The sequence below is a fragment of the Arenibacter echinorum genome (assembly GCF_003259375.1).
GTDB classification, from domain to species: Bacteria; Bacteroidota; Bacteroidia; order Flavobacteriales; family Flavobacteriaceae; genus Arenibacter; species Arenibacter echinorum.
In genome coordinates, this window is record NZ_QLLN01000007.1 from 118,306 (window position 1) to 142,771 (window position 24,466).

At 40.7% G+C, this 24,466-nt stretch carries 12 protein-coding genes; 5 read left to right on the top strand and 7 right to left on the bottom strand.

Features of this window, described 5'->3' with window-relative positions; genetic code table 11:
- The first annotated feature begins 501 nt into the window (after window positions 1-501).
- Both LV92_RS17700 and LV92_RS17705 read left to right on the top strand, forming a co-directional pair.
- A complete protein-coding gene (locus LV92_RS17700) occupies window positions 502-978 on the top strand; it encodes a (2Fe-2S)-binding protein (RefSeq protein WP_111624936.1) in 477 nt (158 codons plus the stop codon).
- Between the two features lie 4 nt (window positions 979-982).
- Window positions 983-3,157, top strand: a complete 2,175-nt coding sequence (locus LV92_RS17705) for a xanthine dehydrogenase family protein molybdopterin-binding subunit (protein WP_111625080.1) — start codon at window positions 983-985, stop codon at window positions 3,155-3,157.
- A 224-nt stretch (window positions 3,158-3,381) separates the two neighbouring features.
- Here LV92_RS17705 and LV92_RS17710 read toward each other — a convergent pair whose 3' ends face one another.
- The 7 genes from LV92_RS17710 to LV92_RS17740 form a co-directional block, all read right to left on the bottom strand.
- The gene (locus LV92_RS17710) at window positions 3,382-4,761 is read right to left on the bottom strand and encodes a glycoside hydrolase family 140 protein (protein ID WP_111624937.1); all 1,380 of its coding nucleotides are present in this window, start codon (window positions 4,759-4,761) and stop codon (window positions 3,382-3,384) included.
- Window positions 4,762-5,318: 557 nt separating this feature from the next.
- A complete protein-coding gene (locus LV92_RS17715; protein WP_211323014.1) occupies window positions 5,319-7,436 on the bottom strand; it encodes a sulfatase-like hydrolase/transferase in 2,118 nt (705 codons plus the stop codon).
- A 50-nt stretch (window positions 7,437-7,486) separates the two neighbouring features.
- The gene (locus LV92_RS17720) at window positions 7,487-9,031 is read right to left on the bottom strand and encodes a glycoside hydrolase (protein WP_111624939.1); all 1,545 of its coding nucleotides are present in this window, start codon (window positions 9,029-9,031) and stop codon (window positions 7,487-7,489) included.
- 518 nt (window positions 9,032-9,549) lie between these two features.
- On the bottom strand, window positions 9,550-11,154 hold the full coding sequence (locus LV92_RS17725; RefSeq protein ID WP_111624940.1) for an arylsulfatase: 1,605 nt from the start codon (window positions 11,152-11,154) through the stop codon (window positions 9,550-9,552).
- A gap of 110 nt (window positions 11,155-11,264) precedes the next feature.
- Window positions 11,265-12,752: an arylsulfatase gene (locus LV92_RS17730; RefSeq protein WP_111624941.1), complete on the bottom strand. Its 1,488-nt coding sequence runs from the start codon at window positions 12,750-12,752 to the stop codon at window positions 11,265-11,267.
- Window positions 12,753-12,816: 64 nt separating this feature from the next.
- A complete protein-coding gene (locus tag LV92_RS17735; RefSeq protein WP_111624942.1) occupies window positions 12,817-14,376 on the bottom strand; it encodes a RagB/SusD family nutrient uptake outer membrane protein in 1,560 nt (519 codons plus the stop codon).
- Between the two features lie 11 nt (window positions 14,377-14,387).
- Window positions 14,388-17,435 carry a SusC/RagA family TonB-linked outer membrane protein gene (locus tag LV92_RS17740; RefSeq protein ID WP_111624943.1) on the bottom strand — a complete coding sequence of 1,016 codons (3,048 nt, stop codon included), beginning with the start codon at window positions 17,433-17,435 and terminating at the stop codon, window positions 14,388-14,390.
- A 353-nt stretch (window positions 17,436-17,788) separates the two neighbouring features.
- Between LV92_RS17740 and LV92_RS17745 the strand changes: the two genes are divergently transcribed.
- The 3 genes from LV92_RS17745 (at window position 17,789) to LV92_RS17755 (ending at window position 24,466) form a co-directional block, all read left to right on the top strand.
- Window positions 17,789-21,838 carry a hybrid sensor histidine kinase/response regulator transcription factor gene (locus tag LV92_RS17745; RefSeq protein ID WP_170126356.1) on the top strand — a complete coding sequence of 1,350 codons (4,050 nt, stop codon included), beginning with the start codon at window positions 17,789-17,791 and terminating at the stop codon, window positions 21,836-21,838.
- Window positions 21,839-21,906: 68 nt separating this feature from the next.
- Window positions 21,907-23,367: a sulfatase gene (locus LV92_RS17750; RefSeq protein ID WP_111624945.1), complete on the top strand. Its 1,461-nt coding sequence runs from the start codon at window positions 21,907-21,909 to the stop codon at window positions 23,365-23,367.
- 634 nt (window positions 23,368-24,001) lie between these two features.
- Window positions 24,002-24,466 (top strand): (2Fe-2S)-binding protein, encoded by a 465-nt coding sequence (locus LV92_RS17755; protein ID WP_111624946.1) that lies wholly within the window; start codon window positions 24,002-24,004, stop codon window positions 24,464-24,466.

The window sequence follows — 24,466 nt, forward strand, 5'->3', positions numbered from 1 at the left end:
TGAGTTACAGTCGGCACGAACCTACCTGTGCCAGCAACTGGTTATGGCCAGAAAGCAACTCATTATCACAAAGAAAGGTTTGCGTATCCCACCCCTACCGGCTTCTCCTCTGTCGAAGCCACCTTCCCCTGATTAGGGGAAGGAACAGTTTTTTACTTTTCTACTTCTAAATGGAACTAGCAGTTTAATATTAAGTAGGACCCTTCGCTAGCAGTGGATGAGACAGAAGGGATTGCAATCCCAAGATAAATGCAAATGCCAATTGTCCTAAAAAAGTAACTCCGTTGAAGTGACCAATTCGGTCATTTCGAACGAGCGACAGTGAGGAGAAATCACACACCTAACTCAACCAATACATGATATATTCTCCATACTTCTCAACAAACTGATACCTCGCCATCACAGCCAATACTTTAGAAATCCTCTATTTCCAAAAATTTTCAATCCCCAAATAGGCTACATCCTTCTTTTTCAGTAATTTAATAGAAAACATTTTGTGACATGGCTACCTTTCAACTCGATATTAATAATTCCAAACATAAAGTAGAAGTTGCCGAAGGTACTTCCCTACTCTGGGTATTGCGGGAACATTTAGGCCTTACCGGCACCAAATACAGTTGTGGCATAGGTCAATGTGGAGCCTGTATGGTACATATCGACAATCAGCCTGTGAGAGCCTGTCTTCTTCAAGTGGACAATTATGCGGACGGACAAAAAATTAAAACCATAGAAGGTTTGTCCCAAAATTGCGACCATCCCGTACAAAGGGCATGGATCGAAGCCCAGGCACCACAATGCGGCTATTGTCAGTCCGGGCAGATCATGCAGGCAGTGGCCCTCTTGGAAAACAATCCCAATCCCACAAGGGAGGAAATAAAGACCTATATGAACGGTATACTTTGCCGTTGCGGCACCTACCTACGTATTATTAAGGCTATTGAACTCGCCGCAAAAACCCCAACATCCATTGAAAACTAAAGCCATGGTCCAAACGAAAACCGAAATCAGTAGAAGGAAGTTTCTTAAATCATCCTCTGGGGTAGCACTCTTTATTGGAGTATCTGGTATCCTGCCGCAGCTGATATCCTGCAAAGACCCCAAGAAAATTAAGGAACAACTGGCTCAACAGCCACTTACAGCCTGGGTAAAATTGTCCGAGGATGGTCTAATCACAATTTATAATCCGGCCGCCGAAATGGGGCAGGGATCCATGACCTCCTTACCGCTTATTTTTGCCGAAGAGATGGACGCGGACTGGTCTATGGTGAAGGTGGAGTTTTCACCCCAGGAATCGGAGATATACGGTTCTCCAGGATGGGCCCCTGGAAGTAAGCTGATGTTTACTGTAGGCAGCAGAACAACAAATAGCTACTATCAGGTAATGCGAAAAGCAGGCGCCCAGGCCCGCTATGTTTTAATGAGCAGTGCCGCCAAACATTGGGAAGTACCCATAGAGGAACTGACAACATCCAATAGTCATGTACTTCATGGAAAAACCAACCAAAAAATAAGTTACGGAGCCCTGGTTCCCTTTTTGGAAATGCCAGAAACACTACCCGACTTTAGCGAAGCACAATTAAAAAATCCTAAGGATTTCCAGTTGGTCGGTAAAGACATCCCCCGTACCGAGATCCCTGCCAAGGTAGATGGCAGTGCCATGTTTGCGATAGACATCCGTTTGCCGGGAATGGTTTACGGAGTTTTGGAAAGAGGAAAACTACACGGCTCCAAACCTAGCCTGACCAATGAAAATGAGATCCTCGCTATGGAGGGGGTATTAAAAATAATCCCCTTGGATTATGCCATTGGAATTGTAGCCAAGAATCTAGAACAGGCCTTGAATGCCAAACAAAGCCTTAAAATAGATTGGAGCGAGTCCAAAGCAAGCGGACATAACTCACAGGAAGTATATAGCACCTATGAAAAAATAGCCTCACAAAAAGAAAAGGGCAAAGTGATCATCGAAATTGGGGATGTTGCCAAGGCCAAAAGAACCGCCGCCAAAACCTATGAGGTGGACTATAAGAACGATTATGTATACCATGCCCAAATGGAACCGCTGAATGCAGTGGTACAGGTTGCTGAAGATGGTGGCAGTGCCGAAGTTTGGGTAGGCAGCCAACAAGGAACGGATACCAAGTTGGGAGTACCTAAAATACTAGGTATAGCCTCGGAAAAGGTAAACGTACATCTACAATATTTGGGAGGTGGATTTGGCAGAAGAAGTATGAACGATTTTGTAGAGGAATGTGCCATACTAGCCAAAGAAATGGCACCACTTCCGGTAAAACTTATATGGACCAGGGAGGACGATGTTACCTATGGGGCATTCCGGCCACTTTCCCTACAGCGACTAACTGTCAATACAGATCCCGAAGGGAATATTACGGCATTTTCGCACGCTGTGGTAGGGGACGGTGGAAACCTGGTGGCCAGTGCTGTGGCCAATGATCATTACGACATCCCCAACCAATTTGCGGAATGGCGGGAAGCCTCCAATGGTATTCGTCTAAAACATTGGCGTGCCGTAGGACATGGCCCCAATAAATTTGCCATTGAATCTATGCTGGATGAAATTGCTTGGAAGCAGGGCACAGATCCTTTGGAACTTAGAAGAAAATTAATGGCAAAGGCCCCCAGGGCATTGGCTACTCTGGAAAAGGCCGCTGAAATCTCCCAATGGAATACCCCTTCCGTGGAAGGCAGGGCCAAAGGAATGGCTTTTGTGGAACATGGATCTTTGGGAACTGGGGTTTGTGAAATATCCATAGACCGAAGTACTGGCAATATCTTAGTGCATCACTTTTGGATCGCATTGGATGCTGGAGTGGTAGTACAACCGGACAATGTAAAAGCCCAAATGGAAGGCGGCATCATTATGGGTATAAGCAGTGTGCTAAAAGAACAAATTACCATTGTAGATGGCCAAGTGCAACAATCCAATTATCATGATTATAATTTACTAAGGATGCAGGAAATTCCTGAAAGTATTGAAACCGTAATTCTGGAATCCTCAGAAATTCCCGAAGGGGTAGGCGAAACGGCCACACCTATGGTCGCCTGTGCCATAGCCAATGCCTTTCTGAAATTGACTGGGAAACCGCTACGCCATCTGCCTTTCTCCCCAGAGCGTGTACTGCAGGCCTTGAACAGTTGAATCATTCAATTAATAACACCTAAAAACTCCCTAGGTATTACCATTGGGGGGTCTTCATATTGATCTATAAATAATCAATATTTAAACAGAACCTCCGATAACTACACTAAACTAAAGGCTTCCCATATTTATAGGCCTTTTATTTTAAAAGATAGTCTACCCTGACTTAGAATGAATTTCCGTAGTATTAAAGGTGGGGACATCAAGTTCCTCTGGAAATAGCATCAATTAAAACCCGGCATTGGTAAATTGAGATCGGCGTTTTCCAAGATTAGGATCCAATCCTGACCTCTTCCCGAAGTGGGCGGCTTATAGGTCTGGACACCATCAGTGTCCGATGTACCCAAATGATAGGACACGCCATATCTTGGGTCGTACCAAATGGCCTTTTTATTTGTTCCTGAAATCATTCCCTTGTCCACAACAAAGGCCTTCCCACTGGGTGAGTAGATCAACGCAAAAGTGGCATCGGAGGCCATTACTGCCCTTATGGGCTCGCCATTTACTTCCATGCTACTTTTGATTATTTCTTGCTTAGGTATCCACTTTGAAAAGGATCGCGCCTCCACTAAAGTTCTAAGATGTTTCATTTGATAGGCCCCTGGATGATCCAAGGCTTCTTTCCAAGGTATTGCGGCCCCAATAATTGGTCCATGATCGGGTGTGTACATCTGCCAAATATTATTATTCCCATAGGTGTGCCCACAAGCCCCTGCAAAAACAGACCAATAGGCAGCCTGCCTCACATCATAATCATCAAAACGATCCATAGGGTCAGTCCCTTTAAAATAAAACCCCACCGGTATGCCTTCATATCTCGGCTCCCCGTCCAAGGTCGGTTTTGTTGGCTCAAGGGAATAGTCATGCTCTGCATAAAGTCCGTTGTCATGCCCATGTTGACCGTGAGAGGATTGATACATATTAAAATCCAGCCATTCAGCATCATGAAAATAATCGGACGACATTCCGGGTCCCCTAGGATGAAATGTGATAAGCTGTTGGCCATTACACCCCTGCTTAAGTCCCTCTGCCATTGCCTCTACAATCTTCTTGTCATTGTCCGTTCTAATATTCCTATCCCCGCCTAAGATCCAAATAACGGGTTTTTCCTTATATCTTTTCCCCAAAAACAGTCCAAATTCTTTTGCACTTTCAGGGTTAAAAATAATGTCCTTTTCACTTAGCGAACTCCAATAACTGCCCCAAGTGGGAAGCATTCCCATAACCAATCCCAAAGAACTTGCCTTATCCACTATGTCGTCTACATGTTTAAAATAAGCCTCATTGGGTCTTTTAGGGTCCTTATTCAATAACGGCAGATTCCCATTGGCATTAGGAACAGCTATGCCGTTCAGTTCTGATAAAATAACAGCTTGTACCACGGTAAAACCCTTATCGGTCCGATTTTTAAGATAATATTCCGCCTCCTTCATATCCAATCTATGGAACAATTCCCAAGCCGTATCTCCCAAATAGAAAAAAGGCGTGCCATCTTCCTTTTCAATATATCTGCCATTTTCGCTTATTCCCAGGGACTGCCCAATAACGCATTGAAAATGTAAAAACACAAAAACCAGACTAAAACAAAAAAGTAGTTTTCTCATACGATTACATAATAGGATTTAGCAAACACACCCCAATATCTAAAATTATTACTTCAATTTGAACTAAGTAACTGAAAATTAATCATTTATTTTCAAGTAATAGATGAACGGATATATCACCAAAAGTGAATGTTACATGGATCAGGATTAATTCTTATGTTTTTACAAAATTCGGATTAAAATGATTTGTCCTTTTTGTTTGTTGTTCGGCTTATCTATTGGTTAGAATCAAGTGATATGATTCTTTCATTTTCTTTGCATGTCCAAAGAAAACGAAACAAAAGAAAAGACACTTCTTCGCTAGGTGGCCCCTAAAATCTAGGGATTTCATGGACCGATGCCATGGCCTAAATTATTTCCAAGGCTTCAATAATTCTTTACGGCCATGACATCTCCACTACGGAAGAAGTCAGACCAGACAACGAACTTTGGGGACAATGTTAAAGGGTAATCACCAATGGACCCACCTGCCAAAAGGAAATACAACTCCTTATTTCCTGTTAACAATTGGGACCAATATCAAAAATTATGACCCTAAATTATATAGGATGCCCTTATTATTTTTTTGGCAGAAAGAATACCCCTGTCGGAATAGTTTCCCTTTCCAGACCTGGACCGCTCCATTCCAATTCCAAGGAAGGCTTTCCCTTTTGGGGGCTTTTGTAATATACCCGAAACGGATGCAATCCGGCCTTAAGTTTAATGCTCCCACTTTTGGGCGAGTTCTGAAAATACTCATAATCCGCATCAACTACTGCCGCATCGTGGATCCGAAGAAATGCCCCTGAATTTGCAGAGACATAGAAGGTATAATCCCCATCCAAAGGAATACGGATATACCCCTCAAAGAACATGGCTCCAGCAGAATCAACACCATTTACCCCCCCATTCAGCTGGTCCACCTCACCTGTTTCATAATGGGTCAGGGCGGCTACTTCAGGTACCCAAGGAAAATCGCCCTTAAAGGATTTCCATGAAATACCATTTTTCATAACCCCTTCGGCCACGGCAGGTACCGGAACATCATCATAAGGCCTTAAGGCCGTACTATTTGGAATTCGGGACCCTAGGACCTTGTCCTTCATCTTTTGCTGCAAACTAGCAAGTTTAGGATCCTTGGCCAAATTCTGGGTCTGTTGTGGGTCCTTTAAAACATCATATATTTCAAAAGGATCGTTATGGGATTTAATGTCGTATCGCAGCCCAACATAATTTTCTAAACGCACCATTTGCATTTGATTACGGGCACGTCCTTGATGTTCCGGGATAAAATCTGCATAGTTTGGTGTCTTTCCCGGTTGAAAGTACTCTATATAAATATTGCTCTCCGGTTGAATTCCTTTTCCAAGTAAGGAAGGCAATAGGGATACCCCATCTGAAATGGCAGGTGCCGGAAGTCTGGCCATTTGCGTGAAAGTGGGCATCCAGTCATAGGAAATACTAGGAGTTTCAATCTGTTTTCCTGCTGGAATATGACCTGGCCATAATGCCAATGTTGGCATACGCACTCCACCTTCCAAACAATCCCGCTTTATTCCATCGAAGGGCCCAAAACTCTTAAAAAATGTAGGGTCTATAGGTTCATTCGCTAAATAGGATTCCTTGGACGGGCCATTGTCCGATGTAAATACAACCATAGTATTCTCATCAATTTTCAAATCCTTGAGCAATTGCAGGATATCGCCCACAGCATCATCTATCCGCCTAGTGTCCGTGGCATATCGTTTATATACCTCGGGCCAGGCCAATTGGGCAGTTGCTGGATCATCATCATCGTCATAGGTAGCATTGGCATAATCCGGATGCATCCAAGAATCCACTTCTCCCGAAGCGGTATTGATCATTTTGCCTGGCTCCCCCAGCCATTGAAGCCCGCCATTCAACCCACCACCTGCTGGATAGGCCTGGGTAGGCAACTCAAGAACAGCATGGGGCGTATCATAGGCCAGATACATAAAAAAAGGTTTATCGCCATCGTTCCCCTTCTTGAAATCGACAATCCATTTCTTTGCAGCTGCCGTAAATAGGTCGGTCGTATAACACTTGTCAAGATCATCAGCTATATTGGTCCTGTTTTCATATACTTCCTTCCTGCCCCTATAAATACCTTCTTTGGGATAGTGTTCATGACCATCACCATGGCGTATATAACCCAGGTAATAATCGAATCCGCGATTAAGGGGGTGTGCCGTCCAATTGGGAGCCTTACCTCCTTTTCCCTGTAAGCCCCATTTACCAATGGCGGCCGTAGTATAGCCTGCAGTTTGCAATACCGACCCTAAAGTATGGTTGTTGGCTAATGCCTTGTCGAACTGATTGTCCCTAATATTGGCGTGACCCTGACTTTGGCCCAATAACAAGGAGGCTCTGGAAGGGGCACAAACCGGTGCCGCGGAATAATGCTGTGTCAGCAAAGCGCCTACTTCTGCCATTTGATCCAGATTGGGCGTATACTCCCGAGGATGGGCCGCCCCCTTTTCCTTCGCTCTCATATTCTGAAACAGCACCCCTAGATCCCCGTAACCCAAATCATCGGTAAGAATAAAAATGATATTGGGTTTTATATTTTCCTTATCAACTTCCGCTTTTGCATTCCTTTGGGCAATTAGCGTATTTATGCCCACCAATAGCATTAGAGCGAATATAATTTTTGAAGTCACTGTTTTATGAAGCATAAGGCGTTTATTTTTCTTGTCTGATTATAAATGGTTTGGGTAAATTAGCATTAATCTGCTTTATTGAAAACAAATGTGGTCAGAGATTTACCCAAGACCTGAATTTTACTATTCCCAAATTGAGCATTGGGCATTTTACTAAGATTGTAAGATTCACTGGTAACATAACTCTCGATTTTGGAATTTGATGGTATGTCTAAATTTAATTTTAAATTCATAGCAGTATCCCATTGGTTTAATACAACCAAGACCAAACTATCATCTGCATTTTTATAGGCCGATAGCAACACCCCATCCCTTAGGTTTTCCTCTGTATTATAATTATCGTAGGCAACCGAGATCCTTTTGGCCCCGGGCCTGATGAATCTAGAGTAATTGCCCAAGGTCCATAGCAATTTTGATCCGTAAAAATTCCCATCCTCACTATCCTTTTCAACATAAATTAGTCCGTCCTTAAAATCGTAAGGACTCATGGACAACCACCAGTGCCAAGCACTGGCATTGGCAATAGTAAGATCGGAATGGATGAGTCGGGCCACATACAGTGCCGTGGGCATCCCAAAATCCTTACCTTTCCCCGTAATCTCCTCATTGTTTTCCAAAATACAGTATTCGCTCATCCAATATTCAAGGGAAGGGTATTCCAATAGTTTTTCCGCAATTCGTTCCCTTTCCTTTTTAAGTTTCGAAATATCCCAGGTAGTAAAATAACTATGTGCCGCGATCTTTGGTGCTACGGATTTTAGATCCCCCACATAATTAGGACTTTCAGGACTAAAAAAAGATGCTATCTGATCGCTTCTATTAGGATGCTTTTCCTTCTCACCAGTTAAATAGTCAATTTGACCCGCTTCGGTAATTTCTATTTTGGAATCTATTTTCTGCTGTGCGAAAACGGAATCGATTACCCTAGTGGCATTGGCCAATTCATTATTGTTCCAAGGAGAACCTTCTTGTCCGCCTTTCCATTCCCATTGTGGTTCATTGAACGGACTTATATAATCAAAATCTATTGCGAGACTGTCCTTAAAATGCTTTAGCACCTTCGCGAGAAAGTTTGCATAATCCATATATTTTTCTTGGGATAAATTGGCGGCCAAGCCATCATCCGAATGTGCCTTATTGTTTCTGGTCAGTTGTATGGGAGGACTATTCACAAACGCAATGAATTGTTTTACGCCACTTTCCTTTGCCGCCTGCAGAAACCACTGTTGTCCTGCTTGCTTATGCCAATCATAACTTCCATCATCCTGTAAAAACCCTTCGGCCCTTCTCCAGGGGTCAGGTATACCACTCTCATCACCTTGGGCCGTACTTCCCGCTCCGATATTAAACCGCCAGGCCGACAAGCCGATTCCTTTTGGTGATCCATCCGAATTGTTTTCCAAACTAAACAACCACTCGGCCATCTCTTCCTTTTTTTCATTGGGCCATAGACCCGTATACTGTGCGGCCCATGCATCGGAGGCAGCAAAATTGTAAATGGTCTGGAAATGGATATTCTTATTTATGCAAACTTCAATAGCTAGGTCTTGCTGTGCACCCGCCCAATTAAAGGCACAACAAAGAAAATATATTTTCAACCAATTTTTCATCTCTGCTATTTATGGATTCTATAGAAGAAAAAATTACTCTTTTTCATCCTAACCAACAGTTGTAAGTATATGTATAGGGATGACATAAATTAATAAAAAGAACCCTATGCAAATGATAGGGCCCTTTAAAAACTAAACTAATCTAACTACTAACAATTCTTTATTCTACAATCAAATAGGCACATTGATACAAAGTAAACACTTCGGAAGATGTCCCAGCTTCCTTAAAAAGCAATTTCATTTACGCTAATACTTGTGCATAATCCTATTCTATATTGATCTTCTCGTCCCGATCCAAATCAAAATCATACAGCTCTATAACTGCATCCCCACCAATGAACACATGGTACATCAACCCAAAAACTAAACTGCAGCTACATCCGATACTGAATTAATCTTGTTGGTCTGAAACCCGATTTTGCCATATATTTCGAATATTAGAAAGGTATAATCCTAGGCTGAAATGGAATAGCAAATACTAAGAGCCTCAATATTTAAAGGAATGCCCAAAACATATCTTACCTGTTTTCCCTTTTCGCAACTTTAAGTATACTCCCGTTGTTACTGAATAGCCCATTAAAAAAATCACCCTCACAGGCCTCTAATAATTTGCTTTTAAGCTCTTTTAATTTTTCCGGACGTTGTTCGGACAAATCTTTTTCCTCCTTAAAGTCGTCTGGCAGATAAAACAGTTCAAATACTCCCTTTTCCAGATCTGTCCTAATCTTCCAACCTTCATCAGAAATTAGGGTCGGCCCGGTATATGATGAATACACCACAAATTCATGCTCCTCACCTTTACCGCGGTTTATCAGTTCATCATAGAATGAAATTCCATCGGTCGTAATAGATCTCGAAAAACCAGTAGTTTCCGCAAGGGTCGCCAATAAATCATAGTTCGCTATAAGGCGGCTACTGGTTCTTCCCGCTTCGATTTTTGCAGGCCATCGGACAATCAAGGGAACTTGAATGCCTCCCTGTAGATTACTTCTTTTCATACCTGCTCGACCACCATTTCCATCAAAAACATCGCCTGACAAATCGCTATAATATTTATGCTCAATATTATCAAAACGCTCACCGGTCTTTATATTGGTATATGGCTTTTCAATGCGCCCTTTTTGTGCATAATAGATTTCATGACCGTTATCGGCCGTAAATATGACCATCGTGTTTTCATCAATACTAAGCTCCTTCAGTTTTTGCATGATCTCCCCCACATTATCGTCCAACATTTTGACCATAGAAGCATATTCTTTTTCAATCTGAGTCAACCGATTATCGTCTAAAAAGTCAGGATGAATATTAGGAACGGCTACCGGACCATGTGGTAGTTGTGTTGGAAAATAAAGAAAGAAGGAGCTATCTTTATTGGTATCGATAAAATCTAGAGCCTTGTCCATAAACAAATTTTGCGAATAGTGTTCCTTCCCTTCCATATGTTTACGTTCCTTATAATTCTCCGGTGTTTCGGGTTCACTAGATTTTCCGGAGTTCCAAAGGGTATTCCCTTCAATAGGAACTAAATTCCCATTTTCAAATAGAAAAGGAGGATAAAATCCATGCGCCCGAACATGATCAAGATATCCATAATAAGATTCCCAGCCATGACGCTCCATTTGTTGATGGGTAGTAGAAAATCCCCATTCCAATTTGCCAATTTGGGTAGTCCTATATTCTGCTTCTTTTGCTACTTGGCCAAGAAAGACATATTCTTCGGGTATCGGGGATAGAACCGATTCTAAAATACTGCCAATTTCCTCGTGGCTAAATTCTTCTGTACTAATTTTATTATACATCGCCCCTGGGGTAATTTCAAACTTCTTGGAATGACAATCATGCATCCCTGTAATCAACGAAGCCCGAGCTGGGGCACATAGCATGTTTGAATAGGCATTTGTAAAGTGTAATCCTTCTTTTACAAGCTGATCAATGTTGGGCGTTTTTATGATTTTTTGTCCTTCATGGCCCAACAAACCAATTCCCAGATCATCTGCATAGATCAAAATGATATTGGGCTTTTTATCATCTTTCGTGGATGTTTGCTCAGTAATTTGTTTGCAACATGGAAAGAAGCCCAATAGAACAATTACTGTTAAAAATAAAAATACTTTTCTATTCATTTCAATTGCTATTCTTATGCAAATCTAAAATCATAAATTTAAAGGGGGTTCGCATAATCTGAAAACACTTCTTAAAATCAACTTTACTCTTTTCCAAACTAGAATCCTATTTAATTTTCCAAATAAGTCCCTTGATCAAAAGTAAACACTTCCGAAGGTGTCCTTGCTTCCTTAAAAAGCAATTTCATTTCAGCTACAATTTCCGGATAATCCTTGGCAATATTGTTTTCTTCTCCCAGATCGGAATCCAGGTCATAAAGTTCCATCTGATCTTCGGTCGATTTAAAAACATTGTACTTCACCGCCTTCCAATTGCCTTTTCTAATGGCTTGTCTGCCACCTTTCTCGTGAAACTCCCAATACAAATATTCGTGTTCTTTTTGCTCTTTTTCTTCTCCCAAAAGGGTAGGCAAAAAGGAAACACCATCTAGAGATGGGGGCACCTCCATATCTACAATACCTGCAAATGTTGGAAATACGTCCCAAAATGCAGAAACGTGATCTGTTTTGGTATTTGGTTTAACATGTCCTGGCCACTTAACTATAAGGGGGACCCTGATTCCTCCTTCATAAAGATCCCGCTTGGTTCCCTTAAATGGACCGTTGCTATTAAAATAATCAGGATCGGCACCTCCTTCAGTGTGGGGGCCATTGTCCGAGGTAAACATTACTATCGTATTGTCGGCAATGCCCAACTGTTCCAATTTGGCCATAATCTCCCCAACTTGATTGTCCAAAATATGAATCATGGACACAAATGCGGCATGGGTTTCTTTCTGTGATTCATAGGGACCATTTCTATATTCCGGTCCATCATCCACACCCTTATAGGCTTTTTCAGGAGGAAATTTGCCTCTGTATTTATTCATGATTTCCTCTGGAGCTGCAAGTTCTGCATGCGGTATAATAGATGCTACATAAAGAAAGAAGGGATTATCTTTATTGAACTCAATAAAATCGAGCGTTTTTTCATGTATAAGTTGTGGTGCATAAACCCCTTTCATTGTTCCCGAATTTTCTTCCAGTACTAAAGAATCCGTATTGGCCCAAAGGTGGCGAGGGTAATAATTATGCCCCAAACGTTGACAATTGTACCCAAAAAAAGTATCAAAACCTTGGTTCAATGGATCTCCTTCCGAACCTGGGTATCCAAGCCCCCATTTACCAAAAACCCCAGTGGCATAGCCAGCTTTTTTCATGGCCTCCGCCAAGGTGTAGGTATTGTCTGGTATGGGATACTGCCCCTCCGGTTGTATTTCCTTATTGCCACGTACAAAAGTATGGCCTGTGTGCATACCTGTCAACAATGCAGATCTAGACGGGGCACATACCGTACTACCGGAATAATGTTCGGTAAAAAGCATTCCTTGTCTGGCCAACTTATCTATATTGGGCGTGCTAAACTTCTGCTGTCCATAGGCACTTAGATCCCCATAGCCTAGGTCATCGGCCAAGATGTATATGATATTGGGTTTAACCAAACTTTCTTGGGAATCTTGAGCAATGGAATCTTTTGGTTGCTGCCCAATGTTTTTACATGCAAATGCACAGGAAATAAAGAATGAAAGAAATCCTAAATAGAGAAATTTTTTAGTCATGGTGTTATTATCAATTACAATGGGGCAAGAATACCTTACCCCAATGTAGTTAAAAATTATGCTACTATCTATACCCGTTGTTGGTAGGGTCAGATTCCAATAAACTTGGATTCAATTCCAACTGATTCTGTGGAATAGGCAGTAAAACGTGGTAAGGCTGTATGTTGGCTGCCGGATTGTTCCAAGCCCTATGTTGAACCGACTTCACTTTGTCCAACAAAATACCCCAACGAATAAGATCCATACGGCGATGTCCTTCGGCACTGAGTTCAAATCTTCTTTCATCGTACATGGCTTCCCTAAATTGAACTTGAGACATACCGCTCCAAGGTTGATCAGGTTCAAAAGCGCGTTCCCTTACCTTATTTACATAAGCATAGGCATTCCCAGGACCATTGGCTTCGTTTTCAGCCTCAGCAGCCATAAGATATACGTCAGCTAAGCGAAATACAATATAGTTTTCAGGGTGATTGCCTCGCAATGAATTTTCTTGGTCCAAATTCCAATTTTTACGGAAGTATGGGAAAGATAATTTCCATCCTAAATATTCAGTAACAATGGTGGCATCATAACGTAAATCTCCATCTTGCCAATTTTCCTGTAATGAAAATTCTGGCAAAGGCACTGACCAACCATAACCGGTCATATCTTCATTTCTTGTACGTAAAAGACCTTGAAATATATTAACCTTGGAACCGGAAACCCCATCAACCACGGTATCTTTATTACGATTTGCAGGTTCATCCCTGATACGTGGGTTGTAATCGTCCGTTCTTGTGGTAGATAATTCACCTACTAAATCAGCCTCAAAATCAATTACAAAAATATATTCGTCATTGTATTGGTTGCTTGGATCCGATTGATCGAATACATCGGCATAATTATCCAAGAGCCTATGTGGACCTTCATTAATTACCTTATCACATTCAACCTTCGCCAATCCCCATTCTCCATCAAAAAGATGATATTTGGCTTTTAGGGTTGCAGCGGCCCATTTGGTAGCCCTTCCCAAACTACTACCGGAATAAGAGCCAGGCAACAAATCAAAGGCTTTTGCCAAATCTGTTTTCATAGCGCTTCTTATTTCCTCTTTTGGAGTTCTCCCCAGAACAGATCTTTCCGGCACGGGCAATTGCTCTATATAAAAAGGAACGTCTCCCCAAAGATTGGTCAAGTGATAATAGGCCAATGCCCTCAGAAAAATAAGTTCTCCCAGTCTTTGATCTCTGGCGTCTTGAGATAAACTTTCATTACCTTCAATATTGGAGATAAACTCAGTAGTATTGTTTACCACACGATATAATTGAATCCAGGTACCATTACCATCTGCCGTACCTTCTTGAATAAGATAATTGTGTATCTCATTGTTCACGTTTCTACTGGCTGCCTGAATATCGGCACCACTTGTGTAATAATTGTCCAGTCCGCGTTGTCCGTACAGGTTGTTGTTGTGATATAAGCGGTAGACTCCGTTTACAGCAAGTTCAGCTTCTTTATCATTGGTGAAAAAAGCATCCGGCGTAATCTCGTCCCTTAAATCTTCTTCCAGAAACTTGTCACATGAACTCAAAACAATTAAGCCCATAAGCAACATCAAAAATTTGCTCGTTATATTAGTTTTCATATCTGTTTTTTTTAAAATTCTAGTTTTACACCTAGGGTTATTGTCTTAGCATAAGGATATTGGCCAGAAGCAAAACCTTGGGATACAGAACCTAGTCCACTACCCGCAGTAAAAGCATTTACTTCTGGATCTCCCAAAGTAAAGTCTGACCAAAGGAAAAGATTCGTTCCGGTAACATAAACATTCATTGAACTGAATACCTTATTGAGACCTGCTGCTTCCATAGGAATTTTGTAGTTCAAAGACATAGTTTTTAACCTTAGATAGGAACCATCTTCTATATTCAAATCACTATTTACATTAAATAGACTATTGGATGGACCAGCTCTTGGGATATCGGATGTCTCATTTACTCCTGCTATCCAACGTTGCAATACGATAGGATCCACATTTTGTTCACCCCTACCATAGTAGGCCGTCTGTGTTCTTACGTTCCAGATTTCGGCACCATAACTTCCGTGAAAAAATACATCCAAGGAAAGGTTTTTGTATGTAAAGGTGTTTCTAAATCCTCCATAAAAATCAGGTATCGGACTACCTAGCACCTGAAAGTCTTCGTCATTGATATTGGTATCACCATTTACATCTTCATATCTAGGGCCTCCAATAAACGAGCGACCCGCCCTACCGTCTGCGGTAATCTCTTCAGCAGTCTTATAGGTACCTAAATATCTAGCCCCTACAAAGGTCGGCAATGCTTCACCAACAATCAACCTGGCAGAATTACCACCTTGATTTCCCGTTGATTGCAAGGAAATAAATTCTTGATCATCCAACTCCAATATCTCACTCTTGTTAGAGGATATACTAAGATTGGACTCCCAAGTAAAGTTATCGTTCTGAACGTTGACAGTATTAAGACCAAATTCGAAGCCCCTGTTCTCTACAGAACCTAAATTCTGTAATTGGGTCGTTGAATTAGCCCCTACCTGACCAGATAGAGCCACGGATAAAAGCAGGTCATCGGTAGTCTTCTTATAATAATCGGCTTCAAAAGATATCCTATTGTTCAAAAATCCAAGTTCCAAACCTATGTCCATCTGCTTAGTGGTTTCCCAGGTTAAACCACTACTGGGAACCTGTCCAACAAGCACACCATTTACGGAAGAACCGTTAAAAACAGTTGTTGTATTGGCATAGGTTGCAATGGAATTATAAGCGGCAACACCTTGTTCCCCAACAATACCATAACTACCTCTAATTTTGAACCTATTGATTACATTGGAATCTGCCAAGAACTCTTCCTCATCAATGTTCCACGCCGCACCAACGGAAGGGAAAAAGGCATATTTATTGCCTGTCTCAAATACTGAAGATCCATCATATCTACCTACCAAGGTAAGCAAGTATTTACTTTTGTAGCCATAATTGACACGACCTAAGAAAGAAGTAAGGGTTCGTTGGCCATATCCAGAACCAACCTGTGCTGTTTCCGAATCACCCAATGCCAGGTTATTAAAGGACACTACATCATTGGGAAAATTATCAGCCTCTGCAAACGTACTTTCATTATTATCCTTTTGCCATGTAAAACCTCCTAATACTTTCAGGGAATGACTCCCTAAATCAACCTCATAATTCAAGGTATTCTCATTCAATAAACTTTTAGAGAAATTGGTATTGATCCTACCATAACCACCATTTACACGTTCAGGCAAAATACCTGGCAAGTAATTGTTCTGCTTAACATAGTTTAACTGTGCACCAAAAGTTGTTTTAAAAGAAAGGTTTTTAGCCAATTCATACTCAGCATATGCATTCGTTATGATTTGGGTAACCAAGTCGTGATCCACTCTATGCTGTATGTCCGCTTCCGGGTTTCGCTCCAGACCGGCACTTATAGGATTCTCAAAGGAGAAACTTCCGTCTTCAAGGTAAACTGGTCGTATAGGCAATACACTGGAAACAATATTACCATAATCTACTTTACTGTTCTCTATTTTGTAGTGGGTTAAGTTTGTTCTAATCCCAGTCTTAAACCTGTCGGAAACCTTAACATCCACATTGGTTCTAAAGTTTACCCTTTCCAGACCAGAACCCCTTAACAAACCTTTTTGATTGTAGTAGTTTCCTGAAATAAAATAATTGGCATTTTCAGAATTCCCTGTAATGGATAGATCGGTATTGGAAATAGAACCTGGTTGCTCTACCAAATCCAACCAATCGGTTGTGGTAGTATTATCGGGATCTAAAACCAATGGCAGGAAAGTATCCGTAAATCCGAAACCATCAGGCCCTGGTACAAACTGATAAGATTCATTTTTATAATCGATAAAATCCCGTCCACCCAGAATATTGATCCGGTTGGCTGTTTCCTGAATACTTTGGTAATGGTTAATAGCAATTACCGGCTTTCCTGGGGCCATGCCCTTTCCATTTTTGGTGGTAATAAGGATAACACCGGAAGCACCCCTAGTCCCGTAGATAGATAGCGCAGTAGCATCCTTTAGAATCTCAACAGATTCTATATCGTTGACATTAATGGTATTAAGGTTAAATCCTGTACCCGCTATAAATCCATCCACAACATAAAGAGGATCATTGTTACCATTAATGGAGCTATTACCCCTAATACGAATGGTAGCACCTGTACCCGGTGTTCCATTATTGGACGTAACTTCTACCCCTGTAGCCCTACCTTGTAATGCCTGGTCTACCCTAGCCACTGGCTGGTTTTCCAAAACATCGGATTTAATGGAAGAAACAGAAGATACCAAATCTTTTTTGGTAGAGGTACCGTAGCCTATAACTACAACCTCATCCAAAAGAGAAACATCCTCCTGAAGCACTACATCAATAGTAGTAGACTTTCCTACTTGAACACTTTGAGCAATAAAACCCAAATACCTAAATTCCAAAACAGCGCCTTCGGATGCGGCAATGGAGTAATTTCCATCAAAATCCGCAACAGCTCCTGTAGTAGTCCCCTTAACCAGGACATTTACCCCTGGAAGAGGCTGACCTGTTTCATCCGTAACCGTTCCGCTTATTATTTGCTGAGCTTGAAGCGATACAATACTGAAAAACAGTAGTAACAATAAAATCCTTTTTAATTTCATATTGGTATATGTTGGTTAATAATTAAACCGATCATTCCAAAACAATCGACATGGTGTAAATATAAAACTGGACATAGGACTACAAATCCCAATTTGGTGCAATAATGTTGCATTTCCTTGATTTAAAGGCCTGAATAGCCTATTTTGCAACATATTTACCCACAATATTTGACATTAGCCCCCCTTATTTTGGCAAAAGGACAGCTATTTTTAACATTTCTTAACATTATCATGGCATTAACCAGGCATATCCATTAAAAGCTCTGGCTAAAACCTGGTAGCAGCTCCAAGCTATGAAGCACATACCATTTTACTTTTTTACTTTGATAATTCACTTAAGTTGTTTAGCCCAAGTGAATAACACCAACCTTCAAAAACTGAATATTGATGGTTTACCCTTTAACAAAAAGACCAACATTGTTTTTGAGGATCACTTGGGATTCCTTTGGCTTGGAACAGATAGTGGCCTATATAGATATGATGGGCATTCCCTTGTAGAAAACCAATACGATGTATTTGATGGGCATTCCATACCCAACAATAGTATAAATTCAATAGTTGAAGATGACCTTGGAAACTTATGGATCGGAAGCGAAAGCTATTTAATTCACTACAACAGAAAATCCAACAAGTTTAAAGGCTATTACAAAAACAACACTACCGTTGTTCTGGGCAAATCTTCTGAGGGCATTATTTGGGCCAATTTAAGGAATACGGGGATTGTAAAAATTATACCCAATGACGTAGTAGAAGAAATTGAATTTCAAACCGAATTCAACTACAAACAGGAAGAAAGAATTTGGGCCGATAAAAAACAAATCAACAGCTTCTCTGAAGATATATTTGGCAGAACTTGGTTCGCATCACCTAATGGAATACTCGTACTTGGGGACGAAAACCGCTTGATAGAAACCGGATTTAAAAAGGATACCCAGGTCTTGATAAAAACTAAAAACAACAACTTCATAGCAGCCACTAATGAAGGCATATTTATAATAGGTTATGAAAAGGACAATTATAGATTGGAAATACTGGAAACATATAACCATCTTACCGACAAAGGGCCTAACGGACAGAAATTAAATGCCCTGAGCCTAGAAAAGGAAACATCCGCCTTATATGTTGGCACCCAGTCCGGGCTCATAAAAGGAATCCGAAAGAACAATAGGTATTCTTTTGAAAAGATGAACAACACCAACCACAAAAGCGAACTATACGACGACAGAATCAATGCTTTAATAAATGATAGATATAATAATTTATGGATTGCCACGAACAAAGGGGTAGATAAATATATAGGCAGAACCTCTATTTTCAGCTACACCTGTATAGATGAAGACCTCAACAATTTCTTCCCTAAATCCTTATACAAGGAAAATGGCCAAGAAATCCTATTATCTATCAACTACAAAGGGTTGTACAGGTATAACCAGAAATTGAACAGTAACAAACTATTACTACCAATCGGCAATTACCCCATTATAGTGCGTAAAGATTTTGAAGAAAAACAACTTCTGGTAGGGGTAGGCGGGCATCTTTTAAAATCCAATAATTATAGCCGCAAAAACAAGACGTTGGAAATAGATACTATTAAAAGCTTTTCCAAAGACATAGTAGACATTATTCCCTTGAACAAAAATGAAATTTGGGTAGGACTATGGGGAGGCGGTATAGACATACTAAATTCCGAGGCGAACATTTCAGAATTCAAACTCAAAATTATCTCTAATTTATTGGGGAAGAATGTTTCGGTAATGCACTTGGACAAAAAGCAGAACCTATGGATCGGGACAAGGGGTGACGGGCTATTTAAAATTGACCTCATTAATGATGAAATAGAAATATTTAATCCTTCCATGAAGAATGGCCTTTCGTCCAATGCCATTCTATGTTTGTTGGAAACTGGAAAAGGAGACCTCTGGATCGGGACAAGGGGTGGTGGCATAAATTTTTATGATAGTAAAACCCAAACTATACAAGCCTACGGCAGAAAAGATGGATTATTATCTACCACAATATCCAGTATTGAAATCGACAATTCCGGTCATTTATGGCTAAGTACACAGGGCGGAATTTCCAGATTTGATGTTGCTGAAAAAAAATTCGTGAATTTCGGCATGGAAGATGGTCTTGCGGAAAGCCATTTCATCTTTAACTCCTATGCCAAGGACAAGGATGGGACCATATACTTTGGCTGTCCTGGCGGATTTTACAGTGTTTCCACCAAAAATTACGAGAAATCAGACCTTATTCCCAATACCATTATCACCAAATTCGATATCCTGGGCAATGAATCTGCCGAATCCCCATTAAACCTTTCACTACCCTTAGAAACCATAAGGCTTTCCGAAAAATTGGAACTTCCCTACAACAGCAATAACATTGCCATTGAATTTTCATCACTGGATTTTACAGCCCCAAATAAAAACGAATATACTTATAAGTTGGAAGGCATCAATGACTTTTGGCACTACACCAAGGCCTCGAATAGGAATGCCAATTACAATGACCTGCCCCCCGGAAAATATACCTTTAAGGTAAAAAGCTCCAACAGTGACGGTGTTTGGAATACTACCCCAACCGAACTCAGCTTTGTCATTGCCCCTCCATACTGGCGAAGTAATCTAGCCTACTTCATTTACACTGTCCTTTTGGCAATTTGCATATACATTACCTTTTTACTGGTGCAAAGATGGTATACATTAAAGAAAAATTTAGTCACAGAAACAGTAAGCCGAGAAAAGGACAATGAGATAAACCGAATGAAAATGGTTTTTTTCACGGATATCTCCCATGAATTGCGCACACCTTTGTCCCTAATTCTTGGAACTATTGAAAAAGTGGTAAAAGAAAAACAATTTACCTTAAGTCCGTTGACTTCCCAACGCATCTATAACAATACCCTTAGAATGCACAGGCTGATAAATCAAATCATGGACATTAGAAAATTTGACGAAGGCAAACTCAAATTGCGAATATCCAAAAATGATATCGTAAGAGACATCCACACAATAAAAAATGCCTTCAACGATTTTGCTAGAATTTATGAAATAAAATATGATTTTATATGTAACAAAGAAGAAATCCGGGGATGGTACGATGTAGATATAATGGAAAAAATACTGTTCAATCTACTTTCCAACGCCTTTAAACACACCCTTAAGAAAGGAGAAATAAGCGTGACCCTTGAAGTCGCGAATATGCATGACAACGATTTTATAAGACTACATAGAAAAAAGGGGGAGTATATTAAATGTTCAGTTCGGGATAACGGAATTGGTATACCCAAGAAAGATCTGCCTCATATTTTCGATAGATACTACCAAGCAACAAAGACCTATAGCAATCAGATACCCGGTACAGGAATAGGAATGGAATTGGTGCAAAAGCTTGTGGAAAGACATCATGGGAACATCATAGTTGAAAGTGAGGAAGGTGTATTTACAGAATTCAGCTTTTTTCTGCCAATTCACAAAAATGCCTTCGCTAAAAAGGAAAGAATAGATACAGGTAAACCTCTTACAAGAAATTTTATCCATAATTCCGAATTCCAGGTTATAGACGAGGTCTCTTCAGAATTCGATGCTAAAACAGACTCAAAAGATAACGACAAACCCAAGGTATTGTTGGTTGAGGACAATGATGACTTAAGGTTTATGGTGAAAGAGGAATTAAAGGATGATTTCCATGTAGTTGAAGCCTCGAATGGTCAAGAAGGTTATGAAACCATTCTTAAGGAAAAACCCCAATTGATTATATGCGATATACTTATGCCCATTGAAGATGGTGTATCCATGCTTAAAAGGGTTAAAGTCAATGATGATATAAACACTATTCCCATTTTTATGCTGACCGCTAAAAACTCGGAAGAGACAAAAATAAAGTGTCTGAGTTTGGGCGCAGAGGATTATATTGAAAAACCATTTAGTTTAGAATTTGTAAAATGGAAAGTAAAAAATGCACTTATAACCCGACAAGAACTCAAAGAAAAGTATAGCAAAATAATTACCACAGCACCTCAAGAAATTGAAGTGGATTCCCAAGATGAAAAGTTTATTAAAAAACTTGTTCAAATTATAGAAGATTCAATGGATGACAATTTACTGAGTGTGGAGTTTCTGGCCTCGGAAGTGGGGATGAGCAGGGCCAACCTCTATAGAAAAGTACAAACCATTATGAATGATACACCAGTAAACTTCATTAAACAAATACGTTTAAAAAGAGCCGCCCAGCTCCTCAAGAAAAACCAAATGTACATTTCAGAAGTGGCCTATATGACTGGGTTCAGCAATCAAAAATACTTTAGCAAATGTTTCAGTAAGGAGTACGGCAAAAGTCCAACAGAGTATGCAAAACAGTTTTCAAAAGATATGACAGTAAATAAAAAGGACTTGGTGCCTTAATGTAAGGCACTGTTTAAAACATTTTAACTTAACTTAGACCCTATCCAATACCAAATAACCATAGAAACATGAATCATATAGGACCATACCTTGCCACTATTGTTTTGGCAATAATGTGTAGCCTTCAATCCTGCAAATTCCCCAAAGAAAACCTTCCAAAAAAAGCACTACCCAATATAGTTTTAATAAATGTAGATGATTTGGGATGGAAGGATTTGGGGTTTATGGGCAGTGAGTATTATGAAACACCCCATTTGGACGCTTTGGCCAAAGAAGGTATGGTATTTTACAATGCATATGCAGGAGCTGCAAATTGCGCCCCTAGTCGCGCCTGTCTTCTATCCGGACTTAATACTCCACGACACGGTGTTTATACAGTGAGCCCCTCGGATAGGGGTAATCCAAGGACACGAAAACTTATCCCTGTAAAAAATACGGACCACCTAAATGATAGAATTTACACCCTCCCGAAAATGCTGAAGTCGGCCGGATATATTACCGGAAGTTTTGGGAAATGGCACGTAGGGAATGACCCTAAAGAACAGGGTATAGATGTAAATGTTGGCGGAAGTTCTAAAGGCAATCCTGGAAAAGGAGGTTACTTTTCCCCTTATAAGATAGACCATATTGCCGATGGCCCCGATGGGGAGTATTTAACGGACCGCATTACCAAAGAGGCCATCTCTTTTGTAGAAAAATATAGGGACACCACCTTTTTTCTCTACCTACCCTACTATACCGTACATACCCCAATTATGGGAAAAGAGGAGCTGATCGAAAAATTTCAGGACAAAAAGGGTTCCAAAGGACAAAATAGGCCGGATTATGCCGCTATGGTAGCCTCCATGGACGAAAACGTGGGCAAACTACTTTCCTCGCTTAAAGCAAACGGACTGGAAAAGAATACCTTAGTAATATTCACCTCGGACAATGGTGGGATTAGGGCCATATCCGAACAAAACCCCTTACGTGCTGGAAAGGGTTCGTACTATGAAGGGGGTATACGTGTGCCATTACTGATCAAATGGCCTGGAAAAATTGAACCTAATTCCAGTTCTAGCGCCCGTGTAAGCAATTTGGACTTTTACTCCACCCTACAAAATATTGTAAGCCCCGAAAAAAAAGCTCCGCTATTGGACGGTATTGAGCTTCAACCCATTTTTGAGGACAAATCCCAAGAGGAAAGAGACTTGTTCTTTCATTTTCCTATCTACCTTCAGGAATACCAGGGTTTACAGGATGGTAGTCGCGACCCATTGTTCCGTACCCGGCCAGGTTCAGTAATTATTTCGGGTGATTGGAAACTGCATGAATATTTTGAGGACGGCGCATTGGAACTTTACAATTTAACATCTGACCCAAGTGAAGAAAATAATGTTGCCGAACAAAATCCGGATAAAACACAGGAGCTCCTAAAGAAATTAGTGGAGTGGCGTGCCGCAACCAATGCCATGGTTCCAAGCCAAAAGAACATAGAATATGATGCCGCTTTTGAACAACAGATGATCAAAGAAAAAAGTTTGCGATAATAATTCTAATTAACATATTAATACAGAAGTCCTTTGTATTGGAATTGCAAAATAAATCCATGGCAGCCATACCATGTGGATAATTATTATGCTTCCAAATAGCGTGAGTTCGATTAATTTTAATGGTTTAAGAGTTGTTTAAGGTTAGGGTGTCCGGTCGAGCCTGTCTACCACTAGGTAGGTGCAGTCGAGAGGTTTGGACAATTATAGCTTTAGCCTGAGGCCCCTCCGGATGCATATCGGGATGTGCTACCCCTTGTCGTCTATATTAAATATCTAAATATCAATCGTTTGAGAAAATATCATTTCAACTATCTGGAAATTTTTTTATCTCTATTTCTCATTGAACAAGGGTTAGTCACTTCGACAGAGCGAAGCATGAGCGACGAGAGGTCGCACATACTGGTCGGGAACAAGATGTATGACTTCTCTCCCGATAATCATCGGGAGTCCCGAAAAGGGACTCTGTCGAAGTGACCATTGAGTATGCACGAGCGTGACCCTCGCACCAGCAAAGGGACATTGGTAAGGGTATCCCGATAAATTGACCAATCCAAAAATTCTTGCTTTCTAGAGTGCACAGTCATTTGTTTTAGAAAAGCAATTCATTATCTTAGAAGCTAAACTAGCTGTTATGCCAACCTACCATCTCAACGTCAATGGCTCCCAAAAAAAGGTCGAGACGGAAGCCGACACCCCAATGCTTTATGTATTGAGGGACTATCTGGAACTTAATGGTCCAAAATTTGGGTGTGGAATTGCCCAATGTGGGTCGTGCAACATCCTCATAAATGGAAGGGCCACCAACAGCTGTATACTTCCAATATCCTCTATTGGGGATGCTGAAATAACCACCTTAGAAGGACTTACTACCAATAAAGGCAAGCTAAATGCAGTGCAACAGGCTTTTGTAGACGAGCAGGCTGCCCAATGTGGTTATTGCCTCAATGGTATGGTGATGACCGCGGTTGGACTTTTAAGTACTAACCCAAATCCTAATGAGACGGAAATCAAAACTGCACTGCAAGCTAACCTCTGTCGCTGCGGTACCCATACCAGGATCATCCAAGCCATTAAGACCGCGGTTAAAAGCCTTTAA

What these genes read in the sequence shown, in the direction of transcription:
- LV92_RS17700 (WP_111624936.1), top strand. Translation starts at nt 502, where the DNA reads ATGGCTACCTTTCAACTCGATATTAATAATTCCAAACATAAAGTAGAA.
- LV92_RS17705 (WP_111625080.1), top strand. Translation starts at nt 983, where the DNA reads ATGGTCCAAACGAAAACCGAAATCAGTAGAAGGAAGTTTCTTAAATCA.
- LV92_RS17710 (WP_111624937.1), bottom strand. Translation starts at nt 4,761, where the DNA reads ATGAGAAAACTACTTTTTTGTTTTAGTCTGGTTTTTGTGTTTTTACAT.
- LV92_RS17715 (WP_211323014.1), bottom strand. Translation starts at nt 7,436, where the DNA reads ATGCTTCATAAAACAGTGACTTCAAAAATTATATTCGCTCTAATGCTA.
- LV92_RS17720 (WP_111624939.1), bottom strand. Translation starts at nt 9,031, where the DNA reads ATGAAAAATTGGTTGAAAATATATTTTCTTTGTTGTGCCTTTAATTGG.
- LV92_RS17725 (WP_111624940.1), bottom strand. Translation starts at nt 11,154, where the DNA reads ATGAATAGAAAAGTATTTTTATTTTTAACAGTAATTGTTCTATTGGGC.
- LV92_RS17730 (WP_111624941.1), bottom strand. Translation starts at nt 12,752, where the DNA reads ATGACTAAAAAATTTCTCTATTTAGGATTTCTTTCATTCTTTATTTCC.
- LV92_RS17735 (WP_111624942.1), bottom strand. Translation starts at nt 14,376, where the DNA reads ATGAAAACTAATATAACGAGCAAATTTTTGATGTTGCTTATGGGCTTA.
- LV92_RS17740 (WP_111624943.1), bottom strand. Translation starts at nt 17,435, where the DNA reads ATGAAATTAAAAAGGATTTTATTGTTACTACTGTTTTTCAGTATTGTA.
- LV92_RS17750 (WP_111624945.1), top strand. Translation starts at nt 21,907, where the DNA reads ATGAATCATATAGGACCATACCTTGCCACTATTGTTTTGGCAATAATG.
- LV92_RS17755 (WP_111624946.1), top strand. Translation starts at nt 24,002, where the DNA reads ATGCCAACCTACCATCTCAACGTCAATGGCTCCCAAAAAAAGGTCGAG.